This window comes from Amycolatopsis thailandensis (assembly GCF_042723255.1).
GTDB lineage: Bacteria > Actinomycetota > Actinomycetes > Mycobacteriales > Pseudonocardiaceae > Amycolatopsis > Amycolatopsis thailandensis.
Genome location: NZ_JBHXJK010000059.1, coordinates 1 through 20,751 on the forward strand (window position 1 = coordinate 1; position 20,751 = coordinate 20,751).

At 67.5% G+C, this 20,751-nt stretch carries 15 protein-coding genes; 11 read left to right on the forward strand and 4 right to left on the reverse strand.

Going from position 1 to position 20,751, the window contains the following annotated elements; translation table 11 throughout:
- The first annotated feature begins 239 nt into the window (after window positions 1-239).
- The 8 genes from ACFWMR_RS23365 to ACFWMR_RS23400 all read left to right on the forward strand — a co-directional run bounded on the left by ACFWMR_RS23365 (window position 240) and on the right by ACFWMR_RS23400 (window position 13,873).
- Window positions 240-3,332: a ThuA domain-containing protein gene (locus tag ACFWMR_RS23365; RefSeq protein WP_378379917.1), complete on the forward strand. Its 3,093-nt coding sequence runs from the start codon at window positions 240-242 to the stop codon at window positions 3,330-3,332.
- Window positions 3,332-4,336, forward strand: coding sequence for a sugar phosphate isomerase/epimerase family protein (locus ACFWMR_RS23370; protein ID WP_020634004.1), 1,005 nt, complete (start codon window positions 3,332-3,334; stop codon window positions 4,334-4,336). Before ACFWMR_RS23365 ends, ACFWMR_RS23370 begins: the two co-directional genes overlap by 1 nt.
- A gap of 10 nt (window positions 4,337-4,346) precedes the next feature.
- Complete coding sequence (locus ACFWMR_RS23375) at window positions 4,347-5,222, forward strand: sugar phosphate isomerase/epimerase family protein (RefSeq protein ID WP_378379883.1); 876 nt, start codon at window positions 4,347-4,349, stop codon at window positions 5,220-5,222.
- A 14-nt stretch (window positions 5,223-5,236) separates the two neighbouring features.
- A complete protein-coding gene (locus ACFWMR_RS23380; protein ID WP_378379884.1) occupies window positions 5,237-6,256 on the forward strand; it encodes a multicopper oxidase domain-containing protein in 1,020 nt (339 codons plus the stop codon).
- Window positions 6,257-6,275: 19 nt separating this feature from the next.
- Entirely contained in the window at window positions 6,276-10,241 is a 3,966-nt protein-coding gene (locus ACFWMR_RS23385; protein WP_378379885.1) for a ThuA domain-containing protein, read from the forward strand.
- 70 nt (window positions 10,242-10,311) lie between these two features.
- On the forward strand, window positions 10,312-12,195 hold the full coding sequence (locus ACFWMR_RS23390; protein ID WP_378379887.1) for an OmpL47-type beta-barrel domain-containing protein: 1,884 nt from the start codon (window positions 10,312-10,314) through the stop codon (window positions 12,193-12,195).
- A gap of 309 nt (window positions 12,196-12,504) precedes the next feature.
- A complete protein-coding gene (locus ACFWMR_RS23395) occupies window positions 12,505-13,368 on the forward strand; it encodes a sigma-70 family RNA polymerase sigma factor (protein WP_378379888.1) in 864 nt (287 codons plus the stop codon).
- Between the two features lie 28 nt (window positions 13,369-13,396).
- Window positions 13,397-13,873 (forward strand): carboxymuconolactone decarboxylase family protein, encoded by a 477-nt coding sequence (locus ACFWMR_RS23400; protein ID WP_378379889.1) that lies wholly within the window; start codon window positions 13,397-13,399, stop codon window positions 13,871-13,873.
- 67 nt (window positions 13,874-13,940) lie between these two features.
- Here ACFWMR_RS23400 and ACFWMR_RS23405 read toward each other — a convergent pair whose 3' ends face one another.
- Together ACFWMR_RS23405 and ACFWMR_RS23410 are read right to left on the reverse strand one after the other, a co-directional pair.
- Window positions 13,941-15,689 carry a BCCT family transporter gene (locus ACFWMR_RS23405; RefSeq protein WP_378379890.1) on the reverse strand — a complete coding sequence of 583 codons (1,749 nt, stop codon included), beginning with the start codon at window positions 15,687-15,689 and terminating at the stop codon, window positions 13,941-13,943.
- 229 nt (window positions 15,690-15,918) lie between these two features.
- On the reverse strand, window positions 15,919-16,062 hold the full coding sequence (locus ACFWMR_RS23410; RefSeq protein ID WP_167406408.1) for a hypothetical protein: 144 nt from the start codon (window positions 16,060-16,062) through the stop codon (window positions 15,919-15,921).
- Between the two features lie 87 nt (window positions 16,063-16,149).
- On the opposite strand from ACFWMR_RS23410, the gene ACFWMR_RS23415 reads away from it, so the two are divergent.
- Complete coding sequence (locus ACFWMR_RS23415; RefSeq protein ID WP_093938642.1) at window positions 16,150-17,106, forward strand: GlxA family transcriptional regulator; 957 nt, start codon at window positions 16,150-16,152, stop codon at window positions 17,104-17,106.
- Between the two features lie 14 nt (window positions 17,107-17,120).
- Here ACFWMR_RS23415 and ACFWMR_RS23420 read toward each other — a convergent pair whose 3' ends face one another.
- Both ACFWMR_RS23420 and ACFWMR_RS23425 read right to left on the reverse strand, forming a co-directional pair.
- Window positions 17,121-17,612: a hypothetical protein gene (locus ACFWMR_RS23420; RefSeq protein ID WP_378379891.1), complete on the reverse strand. Its 492-nt coding sequence runs from the start codon at window positions 17,610-17,612 to the stop codon at window positions 17,121-17,123.
- Window positions 17,613-17,648: 36 nt separating this feature from the next.
- The gene (locus ACFWMR_RS23425) at window positions 17,649-18,584 is read right to left on the reverse strand and encodes a hypothetical protein (RefSeq protein ID WP_378379892.1); all 936 of its coding nucleotides are present in this window, start codon (window positions 18,582-18,584) and stop codon (window positions 17,649-17,651) included.
- Between the two features lie 134 nt (window positions 18,585-18,718).
- Between ACFWMR_RS23425 and ACFWMR_RS23430 the strand changes: the two genes are divergently transcribed.
- Window positions 18,719-19,282 carry a TetR/AcrR family transcriptional regulator gene (locus tag ACFWMR_RS23430; RefSeq protein WP_378379893.1) on the forward strand — a complete coding sequence of 188 codons (564 nt, stop codon included), beginning with the start codon at window positions 18,719-18,721 and terminating at the stop codon, window positions 19,280-19,282.
- 18 nt (window positions 19,283-19,300) lie between these two features.
- Window positions 19,301-20,497, forward strand: coding sequence for an FAD-dependent monooxygenase (locus ACFWMR_RS23435; protein ID WP_378379894.1), 1,197 nt, complete (start codon window positions 19,301-19,303; stop codon window positions 20,495-20,497).
- The last annotated feature ends 254 nt before the right edge of the window (window positions 20,498-20,751 follow it).

The following is a 20,751-nucleotide window of genomic DNA, read 5'->3' on the forward strand; positions in this document are numbered from 1 at the left end:
TGGGTTGGTTGTGTTGTGGTTGTTTTTTGTTTTTCTCCTTCTTTTTTACAAAAACACCACCCCCCAGCCACCCACCCCGACCCACCACTCACCTTCCCCCTCCCCGCTCACCTCGCCCCTCCCCACCTCACCGAAAGGAAAGCTCCACCCCGCATCCCCTTCCTTGATCGCCGCCGCTCATCGAAAGGATCGCTACTGCTATGTCTTCGAAACGACGACTGGGTGTGCTCGTCACAGCCATGGTCACGGCTCTGACAGGCGTCGCGCTACCGGTGCACTCCGCATCGGCGCACGAAGCGGCGACGGTGCTCGTGTTCTCCAAGACCGCGGGCTTCCGTCACGATTCGATCCCCGACGGGATCAAGGCGATCAAGGATCTGGGGGCGCAGAACCACTTCGGCGTCGAGGCCACCGAGGACGCGGCGGCCTTCACCGACGCGAACCTCAAGCGCTTCAACGCCGTTGTCTGGCTCTCCACCACCGGTGACGTGTTGAACGCGGACCAACAGGCCGCGTTCGAGCGGTACGTGAAGGGAGGCGGCGGGTACGTGGGCGTGCACGCCGCCTCCGACACCGAATACGACTGGCCCTGGTACGGCGACCTGGTCGGGGCGTATTTCAAGTCCCACCCGCAGATCCAGAAGGCGAATGTCAAGGTCGAGGACCACGACCATGTGTCCACTGTGGATCTGCCGGAGACCTGGCCGCGCACCGACGAGTGGTACAACTACCGCTCGAACCCGCGGAGCAAGGTCAACGTCCTCGCCAGCCTGGACGAGAAGAGCTACCAGCCCGGTGACGGCGCGATGGGCGACCACCCGATCGCCTGGTGCCACGAGAACTCCGGCGGCCGATCCTGGTACACCGGCGGCGGGCACACCAAGGAGTCCTACGCCGAACCGGCCTTCCTCAAGCATCTCGCCGGTGGCATCAAGTACGCCACCAAGCTGAGCGAGGCGGGCTGCGCCAAGAAGACCCAGGAAGACCCGGTCGACGCGGACTTCGACCAGATCACCCTGGCGAAGGGTGAGGAGAAGACCGGCGAGCCGATCGCGCTGTCGGTGCTGCCCAACCGCGACGTGCTGCACACCTCGCGCGACGGCCGCGTCTGGTACACCAGCTCGTCGGCGACGACTTCGCTGGCCGGGCAGATCCCGGTCTACAACCACGACGAGGACGGCCTCCAGGGTGTCGCCATCGACCCGGACTTCGCCAAGAACCGCTGGGTCTACCTGTACTACGCGCCCAAACTGAACACCCCGGCCGGTGACGCGCCGGAGAACGGCGCCCCGGCGGACTTCGAACCGTTCAAGGGCTACAACCAGCTCTCGCGGTTCAAGCTGGGCACCGACAACAAGCTCGACCTGGCGAGCGAGCAGAAGATCCTCCAGGTCCCGGCCGAACGCGGTATCTGCTGCCACGCCGGCGGCGAGATCGACTTCGACGCGCAAGGCAACCTTTATCTGTCCACAGGGGACGATTCCAACCCGTTCTCCTCCGACGGCTTCACCCCGATCGACGAGCGCGCCGACCGCAACCCGGTGTACGACGCCCAGCGCAGCTCCGGCAACACCAACGACCTGCGCGGCAAGGTGCTGCGGATCAAGGTCGGAGCGAACGGGAAGTACACCGTCCCCAAGGGCAACCTCTTCCCGAAGGGCAAGGCCAAGACCAAGCCCGAGATCTACGCGATGGGCTTCCGGAACCCGTTCCGGTTCGCCGTCGATCGCAAGACCGGCTGGATCCACCTCGCCGACTACGGCCCCGACGCCGGTGCGGCCGACCCCAAGCGCGGCCCCGGCGGCACGGTCGAATTCAACCTGATCAAGAAGCCCGGCAACTTCGGCTGGCCGTACTGCATCGGTGACAACCAGCCGTTCATCGACTACGACTTCGCGACCAAGCAGTCCGGCGCGGCCTTCGACTGCGCCAAGCCGAAGAACACCAGTCCGCGCAACACCGGGCTGACCGACCTGCCGCCGGTCGAGAAGGCGTGGATCCCCTACGACGGCGGTTCGCTGCCCGAGTTCGGCACCGGCCCCGAGTCCCCGATGGGCGGCCCGGTCTACCAGTACGACGCGAAGAACCCGTCGCAGACGAAGTTCCCGGAGTACTTCAACGGCAAGACCTTCGCCTACGAATGGGAACGCGGCTGGATCAAGGAGATCACCGTCGGCAAGAACGGGGAACGCGGCGCCATCAAGCCGTTCTTCGACTCGATGGACCTCGTCCGCCCGATGAACATCGAGTTCGGCCCGGACGGTGCGCTCTACGTCCTCGACTACGGCACCGGCTACTTCGGCGGCAGCAAGGAATCCGCCGTCTACCGCGTCGACTACACCAAGGGACGCAAGACCCCGGTCGCCCAGGTGACCGCGGACAAGACGTCCGGCCAGGCACCGCTGACCGTCAAGTTCGACCCGGCCGGGACGAACGACCCCGACGGCGGCGCGCTCACCTACGCCTGGGACTTCGACGGGAACGGCACCACCGATTCCACCGAAGCCGCCCCGGTCTCCCACACCTACAGCGCGAACGGCCAGTACACGGCGAAGCTGTCCGTCACCGACTCCACCGGGCTGACCGGCTCGGCGAGCGTGGTGGTCACGGTCGGCAACACCGCGCCGGTGGTCACGCTGAAGACGCCGGTCAACGGCAGCGTGTTCAGCTTCGGCGACATGGTCCCGTTCAAGGTCGAGGTGACCGACGCCGAGGACAACCCGATCGACTGCTCGAAGGTGACCGTCGAGTACATCCTCGGCCACGAGGGACACGGGCATCCGCTGAGCCGCGCGACGGGCTGTGAGGGCACCATCGCCACACCCGCCGACGAAGGACATGGCGCGGACGCCAACGTCTTCGGCGTCATCAACGCCAGCTACACCGACAACGGCGGAAACGGCGTTCCCGCGCTCACCGGCGACGCGGAGTCCATCCTGCAGCCCAAGTTGAAGCAAGCGGAGTTCTACACCCAGTCCAGCGGGATCGAGGTCGTCGGGCACGCCGGCGCCAGTGGCGGCAAACGTGTCGGCCACATCGAATCCGGGGACTGGATCAAGTTCGACCCGGTGAACCTCGTCGGCGTCCGCGGCATCGGCTACCGGGTCTCGTCCGGCGGCGCGGGCGGCACGATCGAGGTCCGCTCGGGCGCGGTGGACGGGCCGCTGGTCCAGACGGTCACCGTCGCCAACACCGGCGGCTGGGACACCTACGCCGACATCCCGGCCTCCGCCATCACCGACCCCGGCGGCACCGGCTCCTTGTTCCTCGTGTTCAAGGGCGGTTCCGGCGGCTTGTTCGACGTCGACGCGATCACCTTCGAGGAGAACTGATGAGCCGTCCGATCACCCTGTTCACCGGTCAGTGGGCGGATCTCCCGTTCACCGAGGTGTGCAGGCTGGCCAGTGAATGGGGCTACGACGGCCTCGAGATCGCGTGTTCCGGCGACCACTTCGAGGTCGACCGCGCACTGTCCGAAGAGGACTATGTGCCCGGCCGCCTGAAGCTGCTCGCCGAGCACGGCCTCAAGGTGTGGGCGATCTCCAACCACCTCGTCGGACAGGCCATCTGTGACGACCCGATCGACGAACGCCACCAGGCCATCATCCCGTCCCGGGTGTGGGGCGACGGTGAGCCGGAAGGCGTCCGGCAGCGGGCCGCGCAAGAGATGGCCGACACCGCCCGCGCGGCGGCGAAACTCGGTGTGGACACGGTGATCGGCTTCACCGGTTCGAAGACCTGGAAGTACGTCGCGATGTTCCCGCCGGTCTCGCAGGCGGTCATCGACGAGGGGTACACCGACTTCGCCGACCGCTGGAACCCGATCCTCGACGTCTTCGACGAGGTCGGCGTGCGGTTCGCGCACGAGGTGCATCCCTCGGAGATCGCTTACGACTACTGGACCACGAAACGTGCGCTCGAAGCTGTCGGCAACCGTCCGGCATTCGGGCTGAATTGGGATCCTTCGCATTTCATCTGGCAGGACCTCGACCCGGTCGGTTTCATCCTCGATTTCGCCGACCGGATCTACCACGTGGACTGCAAGGACACCAGGAAACGGTTCGACGGACGGAACGGAAGGCTCGGCTCGCATCTCCCCTGGGGAGATCCCCGACGCGGCTGGGACTTCGTTTCGACCGGGCACGGCGACGTGCCTTGGGAGGACTGTTTCCGCGCACTGAATTCGATCGGCTACGCCGGTCCGATCTCGGTGGAGTGGGAGGACGCCGGCATGGACCGGCTCCGGGGCGCGGCGGAAGCCGTGACCTATCTGCGGGGGCTCCTGTTCGACAAGCCGTCGGCGGCCTTCGACGCGGCTTTCAGCAACCAGAAGTGAGGGCGGTTTCATGTGCGGTGAAGAAGCTGAGCGGTTCCACTCTCGACGGTCGCTACTCCGGGGCGCCGCGACGGCGGCGGTCGCGGTCGGCGCGGCGGTAGCCCTGCCGAGCGTGGCCACTGCCGCCACCGAGGGATCCGGCCACCACGGTCGGGGCCGGGTCCCGGTGGACAAGATCAGCATCCAGCTCTACTCCCTGCGCACCGCGTTGCAGGCCGATCTGCCGGGAACCCTGTCCGCGCTGGCGGACATCGGCTACCGGAAGGTCGAACTGGCCGGGACCTACGGCCGCACGGCGCAGGAGTTCCGCGGTCTGCTGGACAAGAACCACATCAAGGCGACGTCCACGCACGTCGGCATCGACGGTGACCTCGACAAGACCATCGCCGACGCGAAGGTCCTCGGGAACACCCGCGCCAACGTGCCGTTCGCGGCCTTCGACACCATCGACGGCTGGAAGCAGTTCGCCGGACGGCTCGACACGGCGGCGCGGAAGTTCCGCCAGGCGGGGATCCCGCTCGGCTACCACAACCACGCGCACGAGTTCGCGGCCATCGACGGCGTGCGCCCGTACGACGTGCTCACCAGGGGCACCAACCCGCGTTACGTGCATCTGGAGATCGACCTGTTCTGGGCGGTGGAAGGCGGTGTCGACCCGATTTCCCTTTATCGCCAGCACTTCCCGCGCGTGGTGCAGTACCACGTCAAGGACCGGACGGCGGACGGGAAGATGGTCGACCCCGGCAAGGGCGTCATCGACTTCCCCCGCATCTTCGGGTGCACCCGCCCGCATCTGCACGAGTACATCGTCGAGCACGACAACCCCACGGATCCCCTGAGCACCGCCCAGACCGGATTCACCTATCTCCGTAACGTTCGCTTCTAGCTGGGGAATCCACAATGGACAAGAACAAACGCGGGCTGTCCCGCAGATCGATGCTCGCGGGCACCGCGGCCGGGGTCATCGCCCCGGTCGTGGTGTCGGCGAGCGCCGGTTCGTCACCGGCCGCGGCGGCGGGGATGACCCGCAACATCACCGTGTACGCCGACTACGTTCCCGGCTCGACCCGGGTCGGGTACGGGCTCGAACCCGGCAAGCCGACGATTCCCGGGCCGCTCCTGGAGTGCTACGAGGGCGACACGCTGGTGATCGAGCTGGTCAACAACACCGACCAGCGCCTTTCGATCCACCCGCACGGCGTCAACTACGACACCAAGTCCGACGGCTCGCCGTTCAACGACTCCTTCAACAAGCCCTACGAAACCAAGACCTACACCTGGAAGACGCGGACGGCTTACCAGGCGGCCAACGGTTTCTGGATGCCCGGCAGCGCGGGGTACTGGCACTACCACGACCACGCGTTCGGCGGCGACCACGGCACCATCGGCCTGATGAAGGGCCTCTACGGCGGCCTGATCGTGCGCAAGCGCGGGGATCTCTTGCCCAGCAAGCAGTTCACCGTGGTGTTCACCGAAATGTGGATCAACCACCAGGTCGCCCCGAACACCCCGATCTTCGAGGCGAACCTCGGCGAACGCGTCGAGTTCATCTGCATCGGGCACGGCAATCTGATGCACACCTTCCACCTGCACGCGCACCGCTGGGCGGACACCCGCACCGGCATGCTCACCAGCGCGACCGACAACGCCCCGATCCTCGACAACAAGACCCTGGACCCCGGCAACTCCTTCGGGTTCCAGGTGATCGCCGGTGACGGCGTCGGGCCGGGCGCGTGGATGTACCACTGCCACGTCCAGCAGCACTCGGACGACGGCATGTCCGGGGTGTTCCTGGTCCGCAACGCCGACGGCGGGATGCCCGCGGGTGCCCAGGAGGCGATCGACCGCTTCAAGGGACATCAGCACGGAACCACGGCCGCGCCCAACGCAACCGGCGCCTCGGCGCACACCCACCACTAGACTTGAAAGGAGCGAGAACTTGAGACGAGTCTTTTCACAACGCAGGCTCCGCAGACGGTCACTGGCCGCGCTGGCGGTCGGCGCCGTCGTCACCTCCGGGCTTCCACTGGCCATCGCCCCGGTGACCGCCGAAGCCGCGACGAACGTCCCGGTCAACGTCCTGGTCTTCCACGGCACCGCCGCGGACCAGAAGGACCCCGTCTTGCGCGCCACGGACGCGATCGCGAGCCTGGGCCAGGCGAACGGGATCACCGTGTCGTCCTCTTCGGACCCCGCGGTGTTCACCGGCGCCAACCTCGCGAAGTACCGCGGCGTCGTCTTCCTTTCCGCGCAGGGCATCACGCTCAACCGCGACCAGGAAACCTCGCTGCAGAACTACATGAAGGCGGGTGGCGGCTTCCTCGGGCTGTCGGACGCCGCGCGGGCCCAGGACGGTTCGCAGTGGTTCTCCGGCCTGATCGGTGCCCGCCCGGTGGGGGCGCGTCCCACCCCGGAAGCGGTCGCCTCGGTCACCGCGAGCGCGGAGAACGCGCCCAACGAGGGCAAGGAGAAGCTGGCCGACAACAACGAGAACACCAAGTGGCTGGCCTTCACGAACACCGCCTGGGTCGCCTACAAGCTGGCCGCGCCGGTCGCCGTGAGCAGCTACGCGCTCGTCTCGGCGAACGACTTCGCCGGCCGTGACCCGAAGAGCTGGACCCTGCAGGGCTCCAACGACGGGACCACGTGGACCGATCTGGACACTCGCACCAACGAGGCGTTCGCCGACCGGTTCCAGAGCCGGACCTTCACCTTCGCCAACACCACGGCGTACGCGAACTACCGGCTGAACATCACCGCCAACGCCGGTGAGACGGCCACCCAGCTGGCCGACTTCAAGCTGTTCAAGGACCAGTCGAACACCCCGCCGCCGCCGGAGAACGCTCCGGCCGAAGCCACGGTCGACGTCCTCGACAAGGCCAACCCCACCACGGCGGGACTGCCGCAGAAGTGGGTCCGCACGGACCGGTGGCTCAACTGGGAGGTCAACCCGGTCGGCACCGTCCACACCGTCGCGCAGGTCGAGGAATCGACCTACAAGCCGGGAGTCGGTGCGAACGGCGCCTTCCACCCGGTCTCGTGGTGCCGCGACTACGACGGCGGCCGTTCGTTCTACTCCGGGATGGGCCGGACCGAGGCGAGCTACGGCGAAGCCCAGTTCCGGAGCCACATCCTCGGCGCGCTGAAGTGGACCACCGGCATGGTGCGCGGTGACTGCAAGGCGGGCATCGCGGCCAACTACAAGGTCGAACGCCTGTCCGGGATCAACCAGACGGGCCAGCTGGACCAGATGGGCGAGCCGCACGGGCTCACCATCGCGCCGAACGGCCGGGTCTTCTACATCGGCCGCGCAGCCTGCGCCGGCAACACGGTGCCCTCGCCGAACGATTGGAGCAACCCCGAGATCGGTGCCGGTTGCGGCACGATCCACCAGTGGGACCCGGTCACCAAGAAGCCGAAGCTGCTCACCACGCTGAAGGTGATGGGCAACCGCGGCAGCGGCGACGAATTGGTCAAGAACGAGGAAGGCCTCCTCGGTCTCGTGCTGGACCCGAAGTTCAGCGAGAACGGCTTCATGTACGCGTACTGGATGCCGCACGCGTCGGTCGACCGTGACAAGCAGATCGGCAAGCGCACGGTCTCGCGGTTCACCTACGACCTGAAGAACCAGACGCTGGACCAGGCGACCCGCAAGGACCTGCTGTCGTGGGACGTCCAGGTCCACAGCTGCTGCCACGCGGGCGGCGGCATGGACTTCGACAAGGACGGGAACCTCTACATCGGTTCCGGTGACAGCAACTCGTCGCAGGGCTCCAACGGGTACTCCGGCAACAACTGGACCCAGGACTACAAGGGCGTCTCGTTCCAGGACGCGCGCCGCACCGCCGGTAACACCAACGACCTCAACGGCAAGATCCTGCGGATCCACCCCGAGGCCGACGGTACCTACACCAACCCGGCGGGCAACCTGTTCCCCGAGGCCAACGACCCCGGCGACAAGACCAGGCCCGAGATCTACGTGATGGGCGTGCGGAACATCTCGCGTCTGCAAGTCGACAAGAAGACCAACTGGCTGACCGCGGCCTGGGTCGGCCCGGACGCGACTTCGCCGAGCCCGGAACTCGGCCCGGCCAAGTACGAGACCGCCACGATCATCACCGAGGCGGGCAACCAGGGCTGGCCGTACTGCATGGGCAACAAGCAGCCGTACCGAGACCGCAGCAGCTCCGACGCCGCGGTGCTCACCGGCTGGTACGACTGCGACAACCCGGTCAACACCTCGCCGCGCAACACCGGCCTGGTGAACCTGCCGCCGATCAAGAAGAACATGATCTGGTACTCGCCGGACGGCGGCGGGCCGGTGTTCCCCAACCGCCCCAACAGCTCCGTCCCGTCGTACAACGCGGCCGAGGCCACCTACACGCAGCCCTACCTCAAGGGCGGCGGCCAGGCGGTCATGACCGGGCCGACGTACCACCGCGAACTGGTCAACGCCAACAGCGGGGTCGCGTGGCCGTCGTACTGGAACGACAAGTGGTTCATCGGTGACCAGAGCAACGGGCAGAACCGGATCGCGGTCACCGTCGACCCGGCGGGCGTCGCGAAGCAGGATCCGCCGGTGTTCGCCGAGACCGTGCGGCAGATCATCCCGACCGGCGGCGGCGACACCAAGCTGAACCAGTGGATGGACGCCAAGTTCGGGCCGGACGGCGCGCTGTACGTGCTCGACTACGGCGGCGGCTTCTTCACCGTGAACAACAACCAGAAGCTGCTGAAGATCAGCTACACCGGCGGCGAGGCCACCCCGGCCGCGGCGGCGGCGTCGACGATGGTGCAGAACAAGCCGCTCACCGCGGCCTTCACCGGGTCGAAGTCCGGCGGCGTCTCCTACAAGTGGGAGTTCGGCGACGGCACGATCTCGACCCAGGCCGACCCGCGGCACACCTACCCGCGCACGGGTCTCTACACCGCCAAGCTGACCGTGACCTACGCGGACGGCGAGACGGTGACCACGCGGAACTCGGTGAGCGTCGGGTGTTTCGTGGCGGATTCCGGTGCCACGGTGACCATCGGTGACACCGACACCGGGGTGACCAACCGGAACGCCGGTGGCGGCTGCACGGTCGACGACATGATCGACGACGAGAGCACGTGGACCTCCCACGCCGGCTTCGTCAATCACGTCACCCAGGCCGTGGACCGCCTCGGCGACCTCGGCGTGCTGAACGCGTCCGAATCGGACAAGATCAACGCCGCGGCTGCCGCGTCGCCCATCGGCAACAAGGGTGTCACCGGCTACGACGCGATCTACGACGGCACGACCGAATCGTTCCGCAACTGGTCTCAGGCACCGTCCGGGCAGTTCGCCATCCAGCCGGACGGGTCGCTGCGACCGTCGGGCGGGCTGGGCATGCTGTGGTACTCGGCGCGGCAGTTCGGCAACTTCTCGGTGAAGCTGCAGTTCAAGGACATCGCGCCGAGCGGCAGCGCCAACAGCGGCGTGTTCGTCCGGTTCCCGGACCCGCGCACCCCGCTGGAGCAGCGTCCGCCGGGCAGCTGCGGCACGGTCGGGTCGGCGAAGACGTCGCAGGCCTGGGTCGCGATCTACTGCGGGCACGAGGTCCAGCTGTACGACGGGGCCACCGGTGAACCGCAGAAGACCGGGTCGATCTACAACTTCGACCCGCGGCCGCTGGACCAGGCGGGCGTGAAGCCGAAGGGGACCTGGAACGAGTACGAGGTCAAGGTCGTCGGGCAGAAGTACACGATCAGCCGCAACGGCGTCGTGATCAACGAGTTCGAGAACGCGCCGGGCATCCAGTCCTCGCGCGCGGGCGACCCGTCCACCGACTTCCGGCAGTTCGTCAGCGGGTTCATCGGTCTGCAGAACCACGGTGACAACGACCTGATGGAGTTCCGCAACATCCGGGTGCGGCAGCTGTAGCGCGAAAACCGGCCGGGCGCGTGGATTCCGCGCGCCCGGCCGGTCTCCCTGTACGGAAGGTTTCCCTGCGATGTCCCCAAGAACCCTCGTCGTGGCCTTGCTGGCCGCGGCGCTCGCGATAGCCGGCCTGGTGTTACCGGGCGCGTCCGCACCCGCCTCCGCCGCACCCGTCCAGACCCTGGAATGGACCGCCGGAGACAGCACCGACCACTACCTCAGCGCGCCGACCACCGCGGTGGCGGGCGAGACCAAGATCCTGTTCAAGAACACCGAAGCCCTCGGCTCGACGATGTCGCACACGCTGACGTTCGACACCTCGACTCCCGGCTACAACCACGACGTCACCCTCAACATCGTCGCGAACCCTTACGACGAGCAGAACGGCGAGCACGAAGCGACCGTGACGCTGAACCCGGGGAAGTACCGCTTCTACTGCACGATCCAGGGGCACAGCAAGATGGTCGGCGAGTTCGTCGTCACCGACGGCGGCGGCTCCGACACCACCCCGCCGACCGTGACCGCGAACGTGACCGGCACCAAGGACACCGCCGGGAACTACGTCGGTTCCGCGACGGTGAACCTGGCCGCCACGGACAGCCAGTCCGGAGTGGACAAGGTCGAGTACCAGCTCGACGGCGGTGCCTGGACCGCGTACACGGCGCCCGTGGCGGTCACCGCCGTGGGCTCGCACATGGTCCACTATCGCGCTTCCGACAAAGCGGGAAACGTTTCCCCGGAGGGAATGTCGTCGTTCAGCGTCGTCACCGGCCAGCCCGGTGACACCACGCCGCCGACGGTGACCTCCGAAGTGACGGGGACCAAGGACAGTTCGGGGAACTATCTCGACACCGCCACTGTGAAGCTCACCGCCACCGACGCCGGATCCGGCGTCGACAAGGTCGAGTACAAAGTGGACGAAGGCGCGTGGACCGCGTACACCGCTCCGGTCGCGGTTTCCGCGCCGGGGATGCACATGGTCCACTACCGTGCGTCCGACAAGGCGGGCAACGTCTCGCCGGAGGGCATGGCGCACTTCACGATCGTCAGCGGTGACACCACCGCGCCGACCGTGACGGCCGAGGTGACCGGCACCAAGGACACCGCCGGGAACTACGTCGGCAAGGCGACCGTGACCCTGACCGCCACCGACGCCGGATCGGGTGTCGGCAAGGTCGAGTACAAATTGGACGGTGGCCCGTGGCTGACGTACTCGGCGCCGCTCGCGCTGACCGTCGTCGGCGCGCACACGGTGAACTACAAGGCGACCGACAAGGCGGGCAACGTCTCGGCGGAAGGCACGGCGACGTTCACCATCGTCGAAGGCGACGACAGCACCGCGCCGGTCGTCTCCGTGGTGGTGAGCGGTGATCTGGACGGAAGCTGGTCCTACATCGAGGACGCGACCATCACCCTGACCGCGACGGACACCGGGTCCGGCGTGGACAAGATCGAGTACAAACTGGACGGTGGCGCCTGGGTGGCGTACACCGCGCCGGTCAAGGTGACCGCGCTCGGCACGCACACGCTGGCCTACCGCGCGTCGGACAAGGCGGGCAACGTCTCGGCGGAACAGGGCGGCGCGTTCACCATCGTCGCCGCGCCGCCGGGTCCGGACGCCTGCCCGGACTCCGACGTCCGGGACACCGTGTTCGTCGGCTCGGCGGACAGCCAGGTCGAGAACCGCGACACCGGCAACGGCTGCACGATCAACGACGTGATCGACGACGAGTCGGACTACTCGTCGAACGACCAGTTCGTGGCGTACGTGCGGGCCGTGACGCAGGAACTCCTCGACGGCGAGGTCATCTCGTCCGACGAGCGGAACCTGATCGTCACGGCGGCGATCGACTCGGGCATCGGCGGCCCGGCCGTCGAACCGGAGCCGCAGAAGAAGCCGGAGACGAAGAACCCCGGCATGAAGAAGACCGTGAAGACGCCCATCCGGGACGTCTGAGCCGGTCTTGTCCGTGAAGGCCCCCTTCCCTCGGCTGGTCATTCGAAACCAGGGCCGAGGAAAGGGGGCCTTCACGCGCATCTCGCGTGCTCAGAGCCGGAACTCGCGTGCTCAGAGACGGAACTCGCGTGCTTGAGGCCGGAACACGCGTGCTCAGAGACGGAACACGTGAGTTCCGGCTCCAAGCACGTGAGTCACGTCCTCAAGCACGCGAGTCACGGCCCTGATCACGCGAGTCACGTCTTCGGTTACCTTTCTCGCGCCGCACTCGTCATGTCCATGACGGATCGGCGCGAGAAAGGTACCGACATGACCGGCGAAGCCCTGGCCAGCGCGTTCGAGGAGCAGCGCGGCCGCCTGGTGGCGGTGGCCCACCGGATGCTCGGTTCGCGTGCGGACGCCGAAGACGCCGTCCAGGAGGCCTGGCTGCGGCTGGCCCGCCAGGACGCCGACACGATCGACAACCTGTCCGGCTGGCTGACCACCGTCGTCGGCCGCGTCTGCATCGACGTCCTGCGCTCCCGCAAGACCCGCCCCGAGGACTCCTACGACGAGCCGCCCGAGCTGGTGATCCTCGACGACTCGCCGGAAGAAGACGCCCTGCTCGCCGAATCGGTCGGGCTGGCGCTGCTCGTGGTGCTCGACACCCTCGGCCCGTCGGAGCGGCTGGCCTTCGTCCTGCACGACCTGTTCGCGGTCCCGTTCGCCGAGGTCGGCGAGATCCTCGGCAAATCCGCGGACGCGGCCAAGATGCTCGCCAGCCGCGCCCGCCGGAAGGTCCGGGGACAGCGTCCGGCGGACGAACCGGGGCAGCGCGCCGTGGTCGACGCCTTCCTCACCGCCGCACGCGAAGGAGACTTCGACGGGCTGCTTCGGGCGCTCGACCCGGACGTCACCTGGCGTTCCCAGACCCGGCGCGGCGAGATCGTGCGACTGGGCGCGGCCGAGGTGGCCATCCGCGCCCAGCGGGGCGCCCGTGCCGTGGCGACCTCGCGCCCCGCCCTGGTCGGCGGCAAGCCCGGCGTGGTCACCTGGGACAAGCGCGGCAGACTGGGTGGCGTGATGGCGTGCACCGTCGTCGACGGCCGCATCGTCGCGATCGACTCCGTGAGTGACCCGCGTCTCCTCGCCACCATGGGTGTTACCTCTCTCGAAGCCCCCTCGTCGAAGTAAGTGAACACAGACGAGAAGGAGAAACCCCATGCAGGCAAGGCTGGAAGTCTTCAAGACCGCTCTCGCGCCCAAGCTGGTGAAGCACCTCGTCGCGGCGGGCAAGGTCCTCGAAGGCAGCGAACTTCCCGCGGCGACAAGGGAACTGGTGAACATCCGGGCCAGCCAGATCAACGGCTGCTCGGGCTGCCTCGACATGCACACGAAGGACGCCGCGGCGGCGGGGGAGACGTCGACCCGGCTGCATCTGATCGCGGCATGGCGGGAGGCGACGGTCTTCACCGAGGCCGAGCGCGCCGCGCTGGAACTCACCGAGGCCGGCTGCCGCATCGCCGACAGCGCCGGTGTCACCGACGAGGCGTGGGAAGCCGCCGCCAAGCACTACGACGACGAGCAGCTCATGGCGCTGGTGACCCAGATCGCGCTCATCAACGCCTTCAACCGGCTGAACGTCATCACCCGGCAGCCCGCCGGAGACTATAAAGCAGGCCAGTTCGCGGCGCTCTGAAGTACATGAAGGCCCCCATCCTGTACCCAGGCGCAAGGATGGGGGCCTTCATGTACTCACCCGGGAATCAGGTGCGGTGTTTCGAGCGTCCGAGGATGGTGCGACGGCGTCCGTGGCCGTTGGTGCGTTCCTCGTGCAGTTCCTTCAGCGACAGCATCATCGCGTCTTCCTGCTTCATCAGCGGGTCGTTGCGCAGGTCCTTCCAGACCGATGCGCACAACCCCACCATCACGAACACGAACGGCACCGCGATCAGGATCGTGAGATTCTGCAGGCCGGTCAGCGCCTTGTCCCCGCCGACCAGCAGCATCACCGCCGCGACGGCACCCATGAGCACGCCCCAGAAGACGACGACGCTCTTGCTCGGATGCACGCTTCCGCGCTGGGACAAGGTGCCCATGACCACCGACGCCGCGTCCGCACCGGAGACGAAGAAGATGGACACCAGGAGCATCACCAGGATCGCGATCGGGATGAACCACGGCAGGGTTTCCAGCAGTTTGAACGTCGCCGATTCCGCGCTGCCCGCGCCCGCGATGTCCGTCCCGGCCCGTTGCCTGCTGATCGCCGCGCCGCCGAAGATCGCGAACCAGATCAGGCTCACCACACTCGGGATCGCGATGACACCGAAGATGAACTGCCGGATGGTGCGGCCGCGCGAGATCCGCGCGATGAACATGCCGACGAAGGGCGTCCACGAGATCCACCAAGCCCAGTAGAACACCGTCCAGCCGCCGAGCCAGGTCTGCATCTCGTCGCCACCGGTCATCCCGGTGCGGCCGGACATCTCCGCCAGTTCACGGAAGTAGTCACCGATCGCGCCCGGCACGATGTTGAGGATCAGCACGGTCGGCCCGACCACCAGCACGAACACCGCGAGCACCGCGGCGAGCACCATGTTGATGTTGGACAGCCACTGGATCCCCTTGGCCACGCCGGAAACCGCCGAGGCGATGAACGCGATGGTGAGGATCGCGATGATCGCGACCAGCAGGCCGCGGCCGGGGTTGTCGATCCAGCCGACGGCGCCCATACCGCCACCGACCTGGAGCGCGCCGAGGCCGAGGGAAGCGGCCGAACCGAACAGGGTGGCGAAGATCGCCATGATGTCGATCGCCTTGCCCAGCGGGCCTTCGGTGCGCCGCTTGCCGATCAGCGGCGCGAACACCGAACTGATCAGCTGGCTGCGGCCCTTCCGGAAGGTGCTGTAGGCGATCGCGAGGCCGACGACGGCGTAGATCGCCCACGGGTGCACGGTCCAGTGGAACAACGTCGTCGCCATCGCGGTGTGGACGGCTTCGTCGGAATTCGGGGCCGCGGTGCCCGGGGGCGGGCTCGCGAGGTGGGAGACCGGTTCGTACACGCCGAAGAACATCAGGCCGATGCCCATGCCGGCGCTGAACATCATCGCGATCCACGACGACGTCCGGAACTCGGGCAGTTCCTTGTCCCCGCCCAGCGGGATCCGGCCGTAGCGGCTGATCGCCAGGCAGACCGCGAAGATCACGAAACCGCTCGCGGTCAGCACGAAAGCCCAGCCGCCGTAAGGGATCACGGCGTCGTTCAACAGGGTCTTCGAGACGTTCGCGAGGCTGTCCGGGGAAAGCACGCCCCAGACGATGATCGCGAGCGCGAGCGCGGCGGCGATACCGAAAACGGTGCGGTCGGTCTCGGCGGGGCGGTCGGCGGCGAGGTCGAGGGGGACGTGCTCATCGGGCGGGTGGCCCGGACCTGTCGTGTCCGGTGCGTTGGCGAGGTCCGTCGCGGACTCCGCGACCACCTCTTCTTCCGCTTGTTTACCGTCCTGCGAACTCATGTTTCAGCCCCGCGCCGATGACGGCGCGATCTCCTTCCGCCCGAGTTAACCCGTTTGCACCACTGCACCCTAACCAGAAAACTGGTAACCGGCAGAAAATACGGGCGGAAAGGTTTAAACCGGCGATTGTGGGCCTGACCTCGGCGGATGCGGGTCGTATCGGCGGTCTCGGCGGGCAACGTGTCGCTCGTGACACCGTGTCGCCGAATCGTCAGGCTCCCGGTGGCGTTCAGACGGTGGCGCCGCCTCGCCAGAACGGACGGCTGAGCGGGTCTCCACCTGCGGCGTTCGGGCGGCCTTGCCGGATGTGGTTGCGCTCCAGCAGGTAGGTGACGAGGGCGATCAGGGCGAGGGTGACGATGATTGCGGTCATGGCAGTAAGTTTGCGCCGATCGACATCCTGCCAGAAGTGGCAGTTCTGTCGTTGTGCGACAAAATCCTGCCAGCTATGCTCCGGGGCATGCTGAAGAGCGTCGCCGTGGTGCTGCTGGACGACTTCGCCCCCTTCGAGTTCGGCGTCGTCTGCGAGGTGTTCGGCTACGACCGGACCGAGGACGGTGTGCCGCTGCTCGACTTCCGCGTGTGCGGGGAGCGGGCGGGCGTGCCGCTCAGCCTCGGGCACGGCGTCAAAGTGACCCCGGAGCACGGCCTCGAGGCGACCGAAGACGCGGACCTCGTCGTCGTCCCCGCCTGCGACGTGCGCGAGGAGTATCCGCCCGCGGTGCTCGAAACACTTCGCGCGGTTTCGGCGCGGGGTGCCACGCTGCTTTCGGTCTGCACCGGCGGATTCGTGCTGGGCGCCGCGGGACTGCTCGACGGGCGGCGGTGCACCAACCACTGGCGGCACAGCGACCGGTTCCGGAAGCGGTTCCCGCAGGCCCGGCTGGACCCGGACGTGCTGTTCGTCGACGACGGCGACATCATCACCAGCGCGGGCACGGCCGCCGGCATCGACGCCTGCCTGCATCTCATCCGGCGCGAACTCGGGTCCGCCGCGGCCACCGCCATCGCCCGGCGCATGGTCGTGCCGCCCCAACGGGAAGGCGGGCAACGTCAGTTCGTCGAGGTGCCGATCCCGGAGTGCACCGGTGACAGCCTCCAGCCGGTGCTCACCTGGATGCTCGACACCATCGCCGACGAACATCCCGTCGCCGATCTCGCCCGCCGCGCGCGGATGTCCGAGCGCACGTTCGCCCGGAAGTTCGTCGCCGAGACGGGCACCACGCCGCATCGGTGGCTTTCCACGCAGCGGGTCCTGCACGCGAGGTCCCTGCTGGAAGAGACGTCGATGGGCATCGACGAGGTCGCGCGCCGGTGCGGCTTCGGTTCGGGAGCCCTACTGCGCCACCATTTCCACAAGGTGGTCGGGGTTTCCCCGCAGGACTACCGCCGGACCTTCGCGCCTTCGCGCGTTTAGTCCATAAAGGACGATCAGGTGCGCCGTCCGACGGCTTCGAAGATGTCGTGAGCCAGTACGGCGGCGCCCTCGGTGAACCCGTTGATGAGGATCTTCCGGCCGTCGGTGAGCTTGACGAGGCAGCCGACGTCGCCGCCGAGCGCCTTGGCGAGGACGTTCTTCTTGCTGTGGTCGACGGCCGCCTCGACCGCGATCCACGGCACGATGGTGGTGGACTTGCGCCAGGTGTGCACGAATCCCCGCTCGTACAGGGTGAACGTCTCGCCTCGTTTGCCGATGGCGTGCCAGCAGGCCCAGCCGCCCATCAGCGCCAGCCCCAGCCCGCCGCCGATGACGAGGCCGATGAACATCTCCCCGCCGAAGGTCCCGCTCTCCTGGGCCATCACGAACAGGAGCACTCCGGCGACGGAGATCGGTACGCCGATGACGATCGCGGCCGCACCCCGGAGCGCGCGGCTGCGCGTGTTCGTCTCGAAGCGTTCGACGTAGGCACCCAGCTCGGTCACCGGCAGGACGGTAACGGCGAACGGGGGGACCGGTCCCTAGCTCTTGGTCTTCTTGTTGAACAGGCCGAGGGACTGGGCGAAGGTGGCCGCGCCGACGAGGAAGACGAGCGGCAGCGTCTTGGCCCAGAACGCGCCCACGTCGAGCGAGATGAGCAACGCGAGGAGCCCGCCCGCCAGCGCGGCCAAGACGAGCATTCCCAGTGCGACGCGGGGTTTCGAGACCATGTGTCCTCCCAAAGCGGATTCGGAAGAGCAAGCCTGACGAGAGCCGCGTCGCGAAAAGAGGTCATTTTTGCCGCGCGGGGTTTCAGCTGTCCTCACAGAGGACGACGTGCAGCATGCCGCCGGGCAGCTCGCTTTCCCGTGGACGAGGAACGCCGGGCCGAGACCGATCTCCGCGCAGTAGTGCCTGCCCCACGCATCACCGATCCGGGCGGGGCCGTCCTCGGCGAGGTCGCGAAGCTGGTCGCTCTCGAGTTCGAAGGCGCGGCGGCTGCCGACGAGGAAGAGGGTGTCCGCGGCGATGCTCGGGCGAAGCTGGTTGCGGTCGCCTCGGTAACCCCGGTGCTCCTCAGGGGTGAAGACCGGGAAGGCGTCCGGCGGCAGCTTCGCCGTGTGAGGTGACCCCGCGCCGAGCCTGCCACGTACGCTTTTCCAGCGGGACAACGGAAACTGAAGGCTGTGGTGCAGCAGGACCAGGTCCAGATCCGGGCCCGCGTCGCTCTGTTCGCAGGCCGTCCGGCTCGCGCGGTAGGGCAGGTACACCAGGCTGCGCGGGGAACGCGCGGCCAGCCACCAGGCGGCGGCGAGTTCGCGTGCCGACACTTCGTCCACGTCGAGGTCCGCGCCGTGCCGGCTCTCGATCAGTGAACCGTGCGAGCCAGGCTGTGCCGCCCTGACGACGCGGTAGGTGTCCCTGCCGAGGCGGACCTGACTGATCCGCGTGCGCCAGTGGTACCCGTCCAGTTTCACCGTGCTCCGTTCTCTCTTCGTCGGACGGAACTGTAGGGACCGGACGCCGGCCGTGACCACCGAGTTTGCGCGCCGGGCGAACCCGGGCCTACGATCAGGGCAGTCGTACAGGACGAACGCCCTAGGAGGCGAAGGTGGCAGTCTCACCGGCCGCGGAACGCGGTCAGGCCGCTCGGCGGCGGTTGCTCGAAGCCGCGGTCGCGTTGGTGCCCGAACTCGGCTGGTCCGCGGTCAGCACCCGGATCCTGGCCGACCGCGCGGGTGTCACGCCGAGCGTCGTGCACTATCACTTCCCCTCGTTGCGGGCGTTGATGATCGAGGCCGTACTCGGAGCGATGCGCGAAGTCGCCGGTGCTTTCGAACCGGCGCTGGAAACCGCCGAGACGCCGGCGGACGCGGTGGACGCGCTGCTGGCGTCGGTCGGCGAGTACTCCGGCACCGATCCGATGTCGTTGCTGTTCGCCGAGGCCTACCTGGCCGCGACCCGCGAAGACACCTTGCGCCAGGGCATCCGCGAACTCCTCGCCGATTTGCGCGCCAGGTTCGGCGCCTGGCTGGCGAACCGCGGAGTGACCGACGCGGAGGCGACGGCCGAGGTGCTCTTCGCCACCGTGGACGGGCTGCTGCTGCATCGCGCGCTCGAACCGGATTCCGGTCGAGAGGTGCCCTCGGCGGTCCTGCGCAGGCTGGTCGGCTGAACCGAAAGGAGGAACCTCATGAAGGTGGCGATCTGCGGTGCCGGGATCACCGGTCTCGCGTTGGCGCACCGGCTCGCGACGCTCGACGTCGAGGTCGTGGTGCTGGAACGGGCGGCGGGACCGCGAGAACAGGGTTACATGATCGATTTCTTCGGGCCGGGGTTCGACGCGGTCGAGGAGATGGGCCTGCTGCCCCGGATCGAGGCCGTGGCGTACCGAGTGGACGAAGCGAGTTTGCTGGACGACCATGGCCGACGCCGCGCGGCCATCGACTACGTCCAGTTCGCGAAGTCGTTGCGGGGCAGGCTGTGCAGCATCATGCGGCCCGATCTGGAACGTGTACTGCGCACGGATCTGCCGTCCACAGTGGACGTCCGGTTCGGCGCCGGGGTCGCGGACGTCGAGGATCTCGGCGACCGGGTGCGGATCACCTCGGTGGACGGTGCTGTGGTCGAAGCCGATCTGCTGGTCGGAGCCGACGGGATCCATTCGACCGTACGGCGGCTGGTTTTCGGCGAAGAGAAGCAATTCCTGAACTACCTCGGATTCCACACGGCGGCGTTCGTCTTCGAGGACGAAGAGATCCGCGCGCGGGTGGGGGAGCGGTTCTGCCTGACCGACACCGTCGGGGCACAGATGGGGTTCTACGGTCTCCGCGACGGCAAACTCGCGGCGTTCGCCGTGCACCGCGCGACGGACCCGGACTTGCCGGACGATGCCCGCGCGGCCCTGCGCGCGACCTATGGTTCGCTCGGCTGGGCGGTACCCGAGGCGCTGGATCTCTGCCCTCCGTCCGACGAGGTGTACTACGACCAGGTCGCGCAGATCGAAATGCCTTCGTGGAGCCGCGGGCGCGTCGTCCTGGCCGGCGATTCCTGTTACGCCGTCTCACTTCTCGCCGGTCAGGGCGCGTCCCTCGGGATCGCGGGCGCCTTCGTGCTGGCCGAACGGCTCACCCGGACGCCGTCGATCGAAACCGCGTTCGCCGAGTACGAGAAGCTCGTCCGCCCGGTGGTGACCGAGAAGCAGCAGGTCGCCCGCCGGGGAGCCCGATGGTTCCTGCCCGCGAACCGGCTCCTGCTCCAGGCGCGGCGGGCTTTCCTTCGGGTGGCCCGGTTTCCGGGGCTCGAACGCGCGCTCGCGGCCGCCGTCACGGGCAAGTCGACGGCGCTGGTGACGAATCTGCGGCACGGGACCGAGATCCGGAGCCGGTGAGTCGCTCTAACGCTTAGCCCCGCTTGGGTACAGCACATGTGTGGTGGCGGGTGTTCCCAATGTCGCATCCGAGACGCTGAGCGACTCAAATGCGACATTGGGAACAAGGCGCCCCCTGCGGACCGCGAGGGCCACCTCCCTTGGCTCGGCGCGGTCTGGCGCGGTCGGCGGTGTGTGGGGGGGGGCGTTCACGCAGGCGGATGGTTGGTTAGTATCGGTTTTGTGGTGACAAAAACGCAGAGAAAATACGAAAA